The organism is Campylobacter concisus, from assembly GCF_002092855.1.
GTDB classification, from domain to species: Bacteria; Campylobacterota; Campylobacteria; order Campylobacterales; family Campylobacteraceae; genus Campylobacter_A; species Campylobacter_A concisus_AI.
The window spans coordinates 53,167-65,910 of the sequence record NZ_LVLC01000030.1; the positions used below are offsets into that span (position 1 = coordinate 53,167).

Consider the following 12,744-nt stretch of genomic DNA (forward strand, 5'->3'; position numbering starts at 1 on the left):
CATTTAGGACGATGAAATAGTATTATTTAAGCATAAATTTTAATAAAATTTTTAGTTAATAAAAAAGAAATTCCAAGTAATACTAAAGTAAATTTAACTTTAAAGAAGCTGCATTTAAGAAATTTCTTTTAATTAGTGCAAGTACAAAATTAAAATAGCTAATTTTTAGGCACAAGCTCTAATACACTGCAAGCTCGCTTGCTGCCCAACTTGCAAGCCTTATCAAGAGCATTTGCAGAAAGATCAAAGCTTTGCTCAGTGCCATTTCCTTGAAGATACTTTGTCGCTAGCTCATAGCAAGCCTCACTACTACCGTTATCACAGAGCGATTTAAATATCTCAAAAGATTTTTGCGTATCTTTTTCTATGCCAAGACCACGCCCTAGCATATCTGCATAGATAAAGCAAGAAATTTTATCTTTATTTTCACATTCACTTGAAAGCTTTTTTGTAAAACTCTCGCAAGCTTTAGCGTTACTTTTATTAATGCACTCTTGCACATTTATATCCCAGTTTGCATTCAAAGATAGAAGTGTAAATGCTAAAAACAAAATGGATTTTTTCATAAATTTCCTTGGAAGAAGTTAGCTCCCTTTGGGGGAAAGGGAGCTATTACAAAAAGGAGGTTTCTTGTTGGACAAGTGGAATAATACAAGTTTCGTCTAAATTTAAAACCAACTTTTCTTTAACAAAAAACAATCTCAAACCAAATCTTTTTTACTAAAGGCGAAATAGCCACAAACTAGCAAAATAATGCCTAGTACGAGCGGATAAATAATCGCGTAAGCTACAAATGTCGCTTTTGGAAAGGTGCTTAAAATAAAATAAGATGCAGTACCGATAACTGCCAAATTTGGATCAAAAAGACTAAGCGCTGCTATCCTGAAAAGCTCTATCGGATTTAGTATGGCAATAGCGTAAATGACATACTCATCGACTGAACTTCGCATAAGAAGTCCAATTAATGCTAGATCAATAAATGCTAGCATTATAAGCCAAAGTAAAAACGCTACGCCTTGGCCTGTCTCTTGATTTTTAATCACGCTTGAGATAAAAAATCCAAGCGATAAAAAAATGATACTTAAGCTAAAAAGTAGTCCAAAATAAAGTATTAATACACTCCAAGGTATCGCAACACCTTTTATAAGACCAACGATCACGCAAAGCAAAAGAGCAAACAAAAGTGGTACAAAAACAACAAATGTACGGCCCAGTGCCTTACCAAAGTAATACTCTCTAAGGCTTAGCGGGAAGCTAAGGATGTATTCAAGCAAATTTGTATCTCTATCTTGATTTATGCTTCTTACGGTTGAGATGAGAATAAAAATAGGCACAATGATGACGCAAATTTGAATAAACAAAAGCAGTGCTCTAGTAAGCCCAGAAAAGCCGAGCACACGTGAGTCGGTCACGCCGCTAAATAAAAATCCTATCATCAAAGCAGAAAAAAGCGCAGCATATATCACAAACCATCTTGAGCGAAAAGACTCTTTTACATCAAGCTTTGCTATTAAAAAAAGATTATTCACTCTTGCCCCTTAAATTTTCTTCTTTGATTATCTTGCCAAGATCCATATAGACGCATCTATCTAATAAATTTGCTATCTCATCGATACGGTGTGAAATAAAAACAAGTGTTTTGTTTTGCGTGAAGTTATCAAGTAAATTTTTAAAAGAAAGCCTTGCTTTTACATCAAGATTTGCTGTTGGCTCATCAAACATCAAAATTTCATTATCCTTGGCAAATGCAATGGCTATTAGCATCTTTTGTTTCATGCCGCCAGAGAGCTTATAAAATGGCTTATTTAAATTTGCATGCAGATCAAGCTCTAAAAGCTTGCTAAATTTCTCAATCTCTTCAAATTTTACATTTGAGCTTTTGCAAACAAACTCACAAAGCTCGCGTAGATTAAATTTAAGCGGTGGTGGAGTTTGTGGCACAAATGAGATAAATTTCAAAGCCCCTTTTCTATCTTTTAGAGTATTTACACCATTTATTGCTATGCTTCCGCTATTTGGGATAAATTCGCCTAAAATGATACGCATGAGCGAGCTTTTACCAGCTCCATTTTGTCCAAGTATTGCTATTTTTTCGCCAGATTTTACGTTTAGGCTAACATTGTCAAGTATCCTTTGCGAGCCAAAAATTTTAGTTACTTCTTTTATATCTATCAAAAATTTTCCTTATATGAGTTTTTTAAAGCCGTTGTCAAATTTTAGTGCATCTTGATGACACACATCAATACACCTACCACAAAGCGTACAATCAGCACCAGCTATCCTAAAGATATTTTTATTCTCGTCAAGTTTTGCTCCTTTTTTTGTCATAAAAAGTACGTGAGGCACTAGACAAACATCAGTGCAAACTAAGCAGTGATCGCACTTCTCTTTATCCCAGCTAACTTTTATAGCATTTGGTTTAGCTAGCACTGAGTAAGTAGCTCCAATAGGACAGACATACCTACACCAAGCTCTACGTGAGAAGAAAATTTCAACCATAAGCATAGCCACAACGAACCAAATAGCATGAAAATAGCCATAGATAATAAATCTTGAAAAAATCCCAACAACATTAAAAATTTCAAATGTAAGGCTTGCACTAGCAAAGCTAAGGGTTAAAAATAAAATGGTAAAAACATATCGCCACTTTGTGTCAAAAACTCGTGGTTTCACTATCTTTTTGGCGCGTAAATTTTCATGGATCTTCTCAGCTATTTCACTTATTAATGAATATGGACAGATCCAAGAGCAAAAGCCTCTACCGCCAAAAATGATATAAAAGGCCAAGATACTAAGTGAGCCAATTATTAAATTTACATGGATTTCATGTGTCGCCAAAAAGACTTGCAGGCTCATAAAAGCATCTGCTAAGTGAAAGCCAAATATCCTTGACGCACTGATATCGCCTTCTAAAATTTGTATATCAACTCTATATGAAAGCACAAATAAAAGATGGACTAGAATAATGCTAAATATACGCCAAAATCGTATGCTAGGACGCTTCTTCCCATCTTTTGTAGTTGTGATTAACGTGCTTAGAAAGCTTACATTTCTAATCGTCGCACGAGTGTTATATTTGTCCATTTTTACTTTTTAAATTTAGAAATTTCATCTGCAAGGCTTTCAAGCTCGCTATCACTAACATTTGTGAGTAGCCCCTTCATAAGCGAGTTTTGCACCTTGCCAGCTTTATAATCAGCTAGCTTTTTAAGCAATTCATCCTTACTTAGATGCGTTATATCAGGAGCTACGACGCCTTTTGCATTTGCACCATGACACGGGGCACAAGTTGTTAGATACTGCTTGCTAACGCCTTCATTGTGCACTTTAGCCACGCTTAGACTTAGCTCTTTTACCTTTTTTAGCTCATCTTCGCTGGCAAATTCTTCACTAGACTTTGGCTGCTCTTTTGTAAAATTTTGCTCTACTTTTGGCTGAGCATTAGTTGCTACTTTTTCCTTTTTAGGCGGAGTCTGGCTTAACATAAATACCATGATACCGCAAATTGCTACCGCTAAAATAATGGTTATAATCTTTCCTACTTTCATTATTTGCTCCTAAATTGTGTATTAAAATCACTGATTTCTTTAGCTAAATTTCTGATTTCACTATCATCCATTTTTTTAACAAGATCTCGCATCAAGACATTGACTTTTTCTTTATTTTTATAAGCATTTATCATTGTATAAATTTCATTTTCACTTTTTGTTAAAAGTGATGGCCCGATGATGCCATTTGCGTAATCATCGTGACAAGCTGAGCATTTTGTAATGAAATTTTTGCTAAGCCTGCCCTTTATAAGTCTTAAATTTATAGTTTGAAGAGGGGTTCTTACCATTGCTAAAGCACCGATTTGACGGCTTACGTTATTATCTTCAAGTCCAAATTTTACGCTCTTTTCGCCGTGCATATCGTATTTTATGAAATCATTTTGTTTATTTGTACTTTGATTATTTTCTTTTTTTTCAACCTTTATGCTAGCACTCGTGGCTACATTTATTGGTTGCTCGCTAGCTGCTTTTTGCGCTTTGTCATCGCTCTTTTCACAGCCGACAAATAGCAAAGCAGCAGCCACTAAAGACATTATTAATCTCATTCTTTCTCCTTATAAATTTCATCATAACTCATTTTTTGGGCAATATTTATAATTTTTACAGGGCAAACCTCAGCACACACCCCACACCCAACGCAGCCATGCTTTATGAGTGGTAAATTTGCTTCACTCATTACTATTGCACTATCGCCAACTGGGCAAATGCTGGCGCAAAGGTCACAAATTTGACCGATTTTGCCTTTTATCTTATCTTTTTCTGCCTCTTCTCTATCATTATAAACTTTGCGAACAAGCAAATCTTCAACGCTATCTTCGCTTAGTTTTTCTCTTTTTAGGCACATACAGGCATTTGCATTACTCAAGACAGCAACGCCCATTTTCACATCATCAACAACTTTTGTAGCATGATCTAACGCACCGCTTGGACAGGCGAGCACACATGGGAAAAGATCACATAAATAGCAACCTCTCTTTTTAGGATCGATGTATGCTGTACCATTTGAATATCCATCTTTTATATCAAGCAAACTTATACTGTGATAAGGGCATACCTGCACACACTGACCACATTTGACACAAAGATCATCGAAGTCATCAACCGCGCCTGGTGGTCTAAGATAGAGTTTATCACCGCTACTTTTTGGCAAAATTTTACCTATGCCATATCCTGCGGCAGCTGCGACTGAGCCTAAGATTATAAATTTTCTTCTATCCACGTTTTGCCCTTAATGCGTTAAAATTTGAAGCATCAAGTGGTTTTATCCTTGGCGTGCTATCTTCAAGTAGCTTTATTGGCTCAGAAAATGGTGCGAGTTTGGCTAAAAAATTTAAGATACTAAAGACACTTGAGCCATAGAAAAACTGCAAATTCGGATAATACTGCCAAAGCTGATCGGCATACGATAGGTGCATAAATGGCGTATCGCCATAGCCATCTTTATCTCTATCAAAGCTCTCATACTCATCATAATAATTTTTACTCCACTGATTTAATGCCATTTTATCGCCTGGAGTGTCGTTCGCAACGATGTCCATATTGCCTATAAAATCATTATTTTCAAAGATGCTTGTCCCCTGAGTAGCGTGAAAATATACGCCAACTACGTTGTGTAAAATTTTATTGCCTAAGAAATTTATAGTTGAGCTTGGCTGAAACGGCGAGTTATCGAGCAAAATTCCTCTCGCATTATAGATAAGTGTATTGTTTTCGATAGTAAAATTTGAAACATCTTTTAGACCAATACCGATACCAAAAGCACCGTCACTATCCATAACAAGATTATTTTTTATATTTGAGCCAGCTGAATACATAAAAAACATTCCGACCGCATTGCCGATAAAATCATTGTTTTCGACTAAATTTTGATTTGCATACATAAAGTGAAGCGAGTATCTCCCGCGAATCGCTTTATTTTTTAAAAATTTATTGTGACTTGCATACCATGCAACCATATCGCGGCTATCATAAATATAATTGCCTTCTATTAAATTTTCATGGCTATACCAGAGTCTAACCGCATCACCTCTAAAGCCAAGACTGGCCCCTTTTTTAGAAGTGATGTTATTTTCAGTGATCTTTGAGCTGCTGCACTCTTTAAAATCAACCCCAAAAAGCACATCACTCAAGTCATTTTGCGTAACCACGACATTATTTGCTTTATCACAGCCAATGCCAGCATCTAGCTCACCAAGGTCATTTCCGCTACCGCTTATCTTTAAATTTCTAAGCGTAACATTTGAGGCAATAATCTTTACAACTGTGCCTTTACCATTTCCTTTTATGTGAGCGTTTTTGCCCTCGCCAACGATACTAAGTGGCTTATTTATAGTTATGCTTCCTTCATAGATGCCGTCCCCTAGCTTTATAACATCGCCAGGGCTAGCGTTATTTATTGCATCTTGAAGGATATTTGCAGAGCTAAAAATAGGCAAGAAAGCAAGGGCAAAATTGAAAATTTTACGCATTTAGCTCTTTTTTCTTTGAAAATACTGCAAGTATGCAAAATACACTCATAGCAATCATAACCCAAAACCCGATACTTGGATAAGAGTGTGTTGTAAATTGTGCAACGCTACCATCGCCTAGAACTGTTGGCATAAATGGTTTAATCTTAAATGCACCCCACTCTTGCATATTGTGTCCATACCAGTAAAGCCATCCTGCAAATGCGCTCATAAATAGCACAGGCGCGATAATGGTTGGAACCATAAGAAGTGAGTTAAATTTGCCGTTGTAATACAAAAATGCAAGCATACAAAGCGTTGAAATAAGCAAATAATAAGGCGCTATCGCTCGCTCTAAATTTCCACCATGCTCCATAGGATACATACCAATGTAGTGATTTATCGTATTCATCTCATGCACATCGCCACTATATCCATCTACGTGAAAATATACAGGAATTCCATCAGGAAAGGCTGATTTTGGATAATTTGGAGCTTCAAGAGAGACGTACCAGATAGGAAAAGATGGCGTACCAATCTCTGCTTTTTGTTCGATCATCTTATGAAGATCGCTTGCTACATCTTTTGATAAAAGGTGATTTTTATACTGAAATGAGCTATAAAGATTATAGATACCGTAAGTATAAGATGGTAGTTCATCACCATCAGCTATACGCTCTTTTGCTCCGTGCCAACCAAGAACAGGCAAAGTAAAACAAACAGTCATTAAGACAAGTGCAACAATGGTATAAATTTTATATTTACTCATGATCTCTCCTTTAAATTTTAAAATTTCACTTGCTAAAAATAAAATTTTAAAATTTAAAAAGGGGCAAAACGCCCCTTTAAAACTACATACCAGCGTTTTCATCTACCCATTTTAGGTATTCGATGATATTTTTGATCTCTTCATCACTCATATGCTGATTTGGCATTCTAAGGTTAAAGTAATCAATCATTGATTTAATGTAGTCGTCATTATAGAACTTAGCAGGATCTTTGATAAATTCTGCTACCCATTTTTCACCATTTTCATGTCTTAGTAAAACGCCTGTTAGGTCTGGACCTGAGCTTACTTGACCGATAACGTGGCAACCATTACAACCGCCTTTTAGATAAGCCTCTTCACCTTTTGCGGCAGCTGGACTCATCGGAGTTGCGATCTCTTTAGCTAGGTTATTTTTAGCTCTTAAGCCAACGTCAGCTGTTTTAACCATGTATTGCCATACTTGGTACTCCCAAAGGATAGCGCCGTTTACGTCACCTTTTTTATAAGCTTCGTCAGCTTTAGCTTTTACCTCTTTGATGTGGCCGTATTGATCAAGTGCGTCATCAACCAAAGCTTTTACTTTTGGATATTTCTCATAATGTTTCTCTTTTAGGTATTTAACAACCTCTTGGATAACATCGTCAGTTGCCTTATTAGTTGCGATTACTTTGTCGTATTCGGCTTTTAAAGCTTCTGGGCTTAGAGTTTTTAGCTTGTTATTTTTTGCAGATTCATATTTTTTACTTGGATCTTTAACAAGCAAATAACCCATCATCTCTAGGTGAAGTGCTGAACAAAACTCGGTGCAGTAGTATGGAAAGACACCTTCCATATCAGCTACAAAATTTACTGAAGCAGTTTTGCCAGGCTCTAGTGAAGCGTGAATGTTGTAAAGGTCGATACCAAATCCATGAGTCTCATCTTGAGCGCGCTCTAGGTTTGTTAAGTGAATTGTTACATTATCACCTTTATTTACTTCGATGTGCTCTGGATTGATGTGGCTTCTGATCATTGTTGCATAGACAGTTACATTTTTGCCGTTTCTCTCAACTCTTTCTTGACCAGCTAGAGTTGCATATGGGCTAGCCTCACCTGTTCTTGAGTTTGTACCCATATTGTAAGTAAGCGCTGGACTTAGTTTACTAGCAGCTATTGAAACAACATCGTGTGGCTCACCAAGTGGGATTGGCATATCATAGATTAGATCCATTTTTGCACCAGTGATGTCTATTAGCTGGTGATTTTGTGGATGAAGTGGGCCAACTGGGCTAAAGCGATCGATTGAAAGTTTATCAAGAGCGATTGCATATTTGCCAACTGGTTTTGCTGATTTGCCTTCCATTGTATCAAGGTGGCCGATATTGTAGTGAACATTTATCTTATCAAGCACTTTTAAATTTTTATAGTCCCATTTTACGATTTGACTATCAACGTAAAGTGAAGTATAAAGTACGCCATCTTGTGAGTCAAATGATGTATGCAGTGGTCCAAGGCCAAGTTCGACTTGTCCGTGCATTGACTTTTCTCTATCTAAGATAGGAATTCCGTATGGGTCAGTGCCGGCATACTCTTTTTTATCGATTAGCTCTTTGATCTTTCTAAAGTCATAAACTGATGTGTGAGTATCAAGCTTACCGCCAATAATGATATATCTACCATCTGGGCTTACGTCACAACCGTGTGGGCTCTTTGACTCTGGGATCAAAAATAGCGCACCTGCTTTTACAGCAGCGTCTATTGTAACTACCTTGTGACCATTTATAACTTTGTAGTTTTTCTTGTCTTGAACAAGTTTTTCTAAAATTTTCCAGTTATAAACGTGTAAGAAGTCAGTATCATTTCTACTTGCACCTGCTTCAAATGGAGGAAGACCTTTTTCGATACCGCCAGTATACATCTCAGTATTTATTGAGTTTGTAAAGCCCCAGCCGTAGCTTTCGCCTTTACCAGCATCACTTAGATCTTGCCAGTATGGTGGAAGCTCAAGAGAAAATGACTCTTTCTCGTCGATCTTACCTTTTGGATAGTCAAATTTCCAAAATGTTACAGCACCTCTATAGACTGCTTCATAGTCGTCTATTGAGTGGTAGTTGTTATCAAGTGGAGCTGCATATTGGCTAGCTTCGATAACATACTCGCTATTTGGGGTGATGAAGCTACCGCCGTGCTCACTCTTCATGATAGGGTTTACAACGATTTGAGTTGTCTCAAAGTCATGCAAATTTATAACCGCGATTCTTGGGTTAGCTTTATCGTTGATAAATAGATAATCACCAACATACTCACCATTTTTCTCACTGAAATTTGGGTGGTGTGTATCGCCCCATGTTATCTCTTTGCCCCTGATGTTGCCTTGTTTTAAAACAGCTTTTGACTCATTGTCATAGCCATATCCTTGCCAAGGCTCTGGTGTGAAAACGCCGATGTATTTATAAATTCTCATCGACGGAACGCCATAAACTAGCACTTGACCGCTTTGCCCACCAGATGAAAAGACGATGAAATCATCTTTTTTACCGCTAGGCTGATAAGTTTTAGCAGCTGCAAGGACATCTTTTTCGCTTAGCCCGCGCTCTTTCATGACTTTTTCAAGGTCACTACTAGCAGCACAAGCAGTCGTTAAAGATAGCCCAAGCAAAGCAGCACTTGCGACACAAAATAACTTTTGCATTTACTCTCCTTTTTAAAATGAATTTATCTCTAAACTCTTTATCTCATTGTCTAAATTTACGCCATTTAAGACGCCTTTATCTATAAAAATTCTTTTTATCTCATTGCCAAAAAGAGCCTTTTGCCCTTTTAGCTTAAGATCTTTGTCAAATTTATAGACTACTCCATCCCCATCACCTATAAAAATTTCATCCTCTATGCACGCAAGAGCTGAAATTTTAGATTTTAAAACTTGTTTTTTAATTCCACTTTTAAAATCTAAAATTTCTCCATCTCTAAAGCCAAGCAAAATATCATTCCCTTTAAATTTACAGGCACTAAGCGGAGCAAAGCCAACACGCTTTTTCTCTTTTAAATTAAGCTCTTTATCAAGCAAAAATGCTTTGCCATTAAAGCTCGTAAAAAATAGCTCATCATCAATTGGCAAAAGGCTCGAAATTTTATAAACATCTTTATAATTTTTAGTTAAAAGTTTATTTAGATTTTTATCAAAAACGCCTATGCTTACTTCATTAGCCATATCGCAAGCTACGTAAATTTTATTTTTAATTGCCATAATTTGCGAAATTTTACAGCCAACATTTGGCATGGCAAATAAAAAATTTCTCTCATTTGCCACTTCAATAATCTCATTGTTTAAATTTGCGATATAAAAGGATTCTCCATCATTTCCGCACTCTTGATTTTTATAAATCGTCTCTTTTATATCCAAATTTTTAATCTGTCCATCTTTTATAAAGACGATGCTTTGGTTGCTTTCATTAATAAAGCAGCCTAATTGCTGGGCAAAAGCTGTTATCAAAAACAAACTTATACAAAGCAGAAATCTCATAATCCAAGGCACTTTCATCATAAATTTATTAAGTAAAAAAACTATACATACTTAACTCTTAAAAGCAAATTAGCGATTAATTTATTTTTTTAAGCTTTTAAAGAAAAATATCAGTAAATTTTTTTAAATTTTATTATTTACATTATATAGACATTATGATTTAATCAATACTAATATAGTTTTAATAAAATTTATTATCCATAAAACTCTTCATTTTAGGTATTTTATGCATTAAAAATTAAATTATAAATAATTTATTAAAAAAATTATTTAAATTAAATAATTATATTAAGTAATGAGAATTTCTCTCAGTATTTAAATAAAAAGCTAAAATTTATGCATTTGATATATTTTTAGCTTAAAGCCATTGGTAATTTAAATTTGTTTAAATAGGCTATAATCCGCCAAAAAAGGAGAGATAATGCTAACGCATTTAGATGAGAAAGATCGTCCAAAAATGGTCGATGTAAGCCCAAAAGATCCTACAAAAAGAGTAGCAACTGCTAGCGGGATCATCAAGATGAGCAAAGAGGCCTTTAGAGCGATAAAAGAAAATACTGGCAAAAAAGGCCCAGTCATCCAAACAGCTGTCGTTGCTGCGATAATGGGCGCAAAAAAGACAAGCGAGCTAATTCCAATGTGCCATCCACTAGCTATTTTAGGCGTGGATTGTGATATCGAAGAGCTATCTGAAATTTGCGCTTTTAAGCTTTATGTGAGCGTAAAAATAGAGGGTAAAACAGGCGTTGAGATGGAAGCATTAACTGGCGTAAGCGTGGGACTTTTGACCATTTATGATATGGTAAAAGCTATAGATAAAAGCATGGAAATAAGCAATATCGTATTAGAGAGTAAAACAGGAGGAAAAAGTGGCGAGTATATGCGATCTAAATAACAAAAAAGCAAAAATTGATTACCCAACGCATTGGGAATACAAAATAATATTTGACGCAGATGTCAATGTAGAAGAAAAGGTAAAAGAGATAGTAAAAGATAGAGAATTTAAGCTGGTCTTTTCAAAATTTAGCAAAGATAAAAAGTACGCAAGCTATGACCTAGCCGTACTAGTTTTGAGCGAAGAAGAGAGGCTAGAGATATTTTCAGCACTAAAACACGAAGCAAAATACGTTTTATAAGGTAAAAGTTATGAACAATTTAGAACAAAATTTACATGATTATAAAAACAGTGATGGCTTATTAATAAGCATAAAAGCTCTTTGCAATAACTTCTTTCAAGATACTGCAAACAAAGATATAAATGCTTTGCCAGAAATTTTAAAGGCTAAAATGAATGAGCTTTATGACAAAATGAACAAAGAAGATCTTATAAATGCAAAAAATCTAAAAAGTGCCATGGAGGGAATAAATCAAGCCATTGTCGGCACTGAAGAAAAGGTACTTTACGAGCTACTTGATAAAAAAGATGAGCTAAACCGTGCAATAGAAGCAAAACGTGAAGAGATAAAAAATAGGCTCAAAATTTCATTTGAAGCAGCTGAAGAAGTCGTAAAAGATAGAAATTTTAGTGAAAAAGAGGAAATTTTAGAGCTTTTAAACAATGCGATCATTAGAGAAACAAGACTTCTTGGTATCTTAAAAGAGAGCGCTCAAATCGCATTTTTGACAACTCTTGAAGGTGCAAAAGATGTCGAGGAAACAGCTGGTGCTATAGCTAAAAATATGACTTATGTTGCGATAATTGGAGGTGAGTTTAGTAAAGAGCGAATACTTGAAATTTCAAAAAACATCATCATAGCAGCGGCAAATTTAGCAGATGAGGGTCATATCTTTGCAAAAGAGCTGATAAGTGGAGCGATAAGTGGCACAAGAGATGGCATTTTAAGAGCCATAGAAAAGCTTAAAGATGAGGCGAAATTTGCTCCAGATGAGCTTAGGCTAAACTCGCAGCTACTAAACTTAAAAAATATTGATGAAGAATTTATAGCCTTGCTTAGGGAACTTGAAAAAGAATTTGAAGGTGTAGCAAGAAATGAGATCGAAAATGTGATAAATAGCGAGCTAGATACAAATCTAGCAAAATTTAAACGCATTAGCGATCAAGCAAGAGAACAGATTATTTCAAGGATAGAAGAGTTAAAGTCAAACGGCATGGCAAAGCTTATGAGTGAGGCAAATAATAAATTTGAAGCCTTAAAGCAAGAGCTAAACGACAAGAGTAAAAAGCTAAAACTAAATTTTGATACAAACGACAAAATAGAAGAGATCAAACAAGAGATCGCTAATCTTGAGAAAAAAGCCAATGAAAAATTTGAAGACATCAAACAAATTGACATCAAATCAGAAGCCAAGAAATTTGGAGATAGGGCTTATCAAGCTGCAAAAGATCTGTTAAATGTTATTAAAAAAGATAAAAAAGAAGATTAAATTATCAAGAAATTTTTCCTGAAAGATGCTCGCACTACATATTCTTGCCAAGTGTGAAAAATTTCTCCACACTTGGCTTTTACTTTTTAA

Annotated in this window: 14 protein-coding genes; 3 read left to right on the top strand and 11 right to left on the bottom strand. The window is 35.5% G+C overall.

Translation table 11 applies throughout. The annotated features are described in order from the left end of the window. Positions 1-158: 158 nt before the first annotated feature. From A3223_RS07945 to A3223_RS07995, 11 genes are all read right to left on the bottom strand, one after another. Positions 159-566, bottom strand: a complete 408-nt coding sequence (locus tag A3223_RS07945) for a tetratricopeptide repeat protein (protein WP_084109867.1) — start codon at positions 564-566, stop codon at positions 159-161. Positions 567-701: 135 nt separating this feature from the next. Next, a complete protein-coding gene (locus tag A3223_RS07950; RefSeq protein WP_084109868.1) occupies positions 702-1,529 on the bottom strand; it encodes an ABC transporter permease in 828 nt (275 codons plus the stop codon). Next, a complete protein-coding gene (locus tag A3223_RS07955) occupies positions 1,522-2,175 on the bottom strand; it encodes an ABC transporter ATP-binding protein (protein WP_084109869.1) in 654 nt (217 codons plus the stop codon). The genes A3223_RS07950 and A3223_RS07955 overlap by 8 nt, the downstream gene beginning before the upstream one ends. 9 nt (positions 2,176-2,184) lie before the next feature. Next, positions 2,185-3,084 carry a NapH/MauN family ferredoxin-type protein gene (locus A3223_RS07960; protein WP_084109870.1) on the bottom strand — a complete coding sequence of 300 codons (900 nt, stop codon included), beginning with the start codon at positions 3,082-3,084 and terminating at the stop codon, positions 2,185-2,187. A 2-nt stretch (positions 3,085-3,086) separates the two neighbouring features. Then, positions 3,087-3,548 carry a c-type cytochrome gene (locus A3223_RS07965; RefSeq protein ID WP_084109871.1) on the bottom strand — a complete coding sequence of 154 codons (462 nt, stop codon included), beginning with the start codon at positions 3,546-3,548 and terminating at the stop codon, positions 3,087-3,089. Further along, positions 3,548-4,096 carry a c-type cytochrome gene (locus A3223_RS07970; protein ID WP_084109872.1) on the bottom strand — a complete coding sequence of 183 codons (549 nt, stop codon included), beginning with the start codon at positions 4,094-4,096 and terminating at the stop codon, positions 3,548-3,550. The genes A3223_RS07965 and A3223_RS07970 overlap by 1 nt, the downstream gene beginning before the upstream one ends. Beyond that, positions 4,093-4,770, bottom strand: a complete 678-nt coding sequence (locus A3223_RS07975; RefSeq protein WP_084109873.1) for a 4Fe-4S dicluster domain-containing protein — start codon at positions 4,768-4,770, stop codon at positions 4,093-4,095. The genes A3223_RS07970 and A3223_RS07975 overlap by 4 nt, the downstream gene beginning before the upstream one ends. Further along, positions 4,763-6,019 carry a nitrous oxide reductase family maturation protein NosD gene (locus A3223_RS07980; RefSeq protein WP_084109874.1) on the bottom strand — a complete coding sequence of 419 codons (1,257 nt, stop codon included), beginning with the start codon at positions 6,017-6,019 and terminating at the stop codon, positions 4,763-4,765. The genes A3223_RS07975 and A3223_RS07980 overlap by 8 nt, the downstream gene beginning before the upstream one ends. Continuing rightward, positions 6,012-6,767, bottom strand: coding sequence for a cytochrome C (locus tag A3223_RS07985; RefSeq protein WP_072595072.1), 756 nt, complete (start codon positions 6,765-6,767; stop codon positions 6,012-6,014). The genes A3223_RS07980 and A3223_RS07985 overlap by 8 nt, the downstream gene beginning before the upstream one ends. Before the next feature lie 82 nt (positions 6,768-6,849). Then, positions 6,850-9,438 (bottom strand): Sec-dependent nitrous-oxide reductase, encoded by a 2,589-nt coding sequence (nosZ, locus tag A3223_RS07990; RefSeq protein ID WP_084109875.1) that lies wholly within the window; start codon positions 9,436-9,438, stop codon positions 6,850-6,852. Between the two features lie 12 nt (positions 9,439-9,450). Next, the gene (locus A3223_RS07995) at positions 9,451-10,269 is read right to left on the bottom strand and encodes an ATP-dependent protease (protein WP_084109876.1); all 819 of its coding nucleotides are present in this window, start codon (positions 10,267-10,269) and stop codon (positions 9,451-9,453) included. Between the two features lie 418 nt (positions 10,270-10,687). Between A3223_RS07995 and moaC the strand changes: the two genes are divergently transcribed. From moaC to A3223_RS08010, 3 genes are read left to right on the top strand one after another with little or no spacing between them, the layout of a single operon-like run. Next, positions 10,688-11,164 carry a cyclic pyranopterin monophosphate synthase MoaC gene (moaC, locus tag A3223_RS08000; RefSeq protein WP_178140250.1) on the top strand — a complete coding sequence of 159 codons (477 nt, stop codon included), beginning with the start codon at positions 10,688-10,690 and terminating at the stop codon, positions 11,162-11,164. Continuing rightward, positions 11,139-11,405 carry an HP0495 family protein gene (locus A3223_RS08005; protein ID WP_021091143.1) on the top strand — a complete coding sequence of 89 codons (267 nt, stop codon included), beginning with the start codon at positions 11,139-11,141 and terminating at the stop codon, positions 11,403-11,405. Before moaC ends, A3223_RS08005 begins: the two co-directional genes overlap by 26 nt. Positions 11,406-11,415: 10 nt before the next feature. Next, positions 11,416-12,654: a hypothetical protein gene (locus A3223_RS08010; RefSeq protein WP_084109877.1), complete on the top strand. Its 1,239-nt coding sequence runs from the start codon at positions 11,416-11,418 to the stop codon at positions 12,652-12,654. Positions 12,655-12,744 lie beyond the last annotated feature (90 nt).

Excerpts from the sequence above, each read along its gene's own strand:
- A3223_RS07945 (WP_084109867.1), bottom strand. The coding sequence starts at position 566 with ATGAAAAAATCCATTTTGTTTTTAGCATTTACACTTCTATCTTTGAAT.
- A3223_RS07960 (WP_084109870.1), bottom strand. The coding sequence starts at position 3,084 with ATGGACAAATATAACACTCGTGCGACGATTAGAAATGTAAGCTTTCTA.
- A3223_RS07965 (WP_084109871.1), bottom strand. The coding sequence starts at position 3,548 with ATGAAAGTAGGAAAGATTATAACCATTATTTTAGCGGTAGCAATTTGC.
- A3223_RS07970 (WP_084109872.1), bottom strand. The coding sequence starts at position 4,096 with ATGAGATTAATAATGTCTTTAGTGGCTGCTGCTTTGCTATTTGTCGGC.
- A3223_RS07980 (WP_084109874.1), bottom strand. The coding sequence starts at position 6,019 with ATGCGTAAAATTTTCAATTTTGCCCTTGCTTTCTTGCCTATTTTTAGC.
- A3223_RS07985 (WP_072595072.1), bottom strand. The coding sequence starts at position 6,767 with ATGAGTAAATATAAAATTTATACCATTGTTGCACTTGTCTTAATGACT.
- nosZ (WP_084109875.1), bottom strand. The coding sequence starts at position 9,438 with ATGCAAAAGTTATTTTGTGTCGCAAGTGCTGCTTTGCTTGGGCTATCT.
- A3223_RS07995 (WP_084109876.1), bottom strand. The coding sequence starts at position 10,269 with ATGAGATTTCTGCTTTGTATAAGTTTGTTTTTGATAACAGCTTTTGCC.
- A3223_RS08010 (WP_084109877.1), top strand. The coding sequence starts at position 11,416 with ATGAACAATTTAGAACAAAATTTACATGATTATAAAAACAGTGATGGC.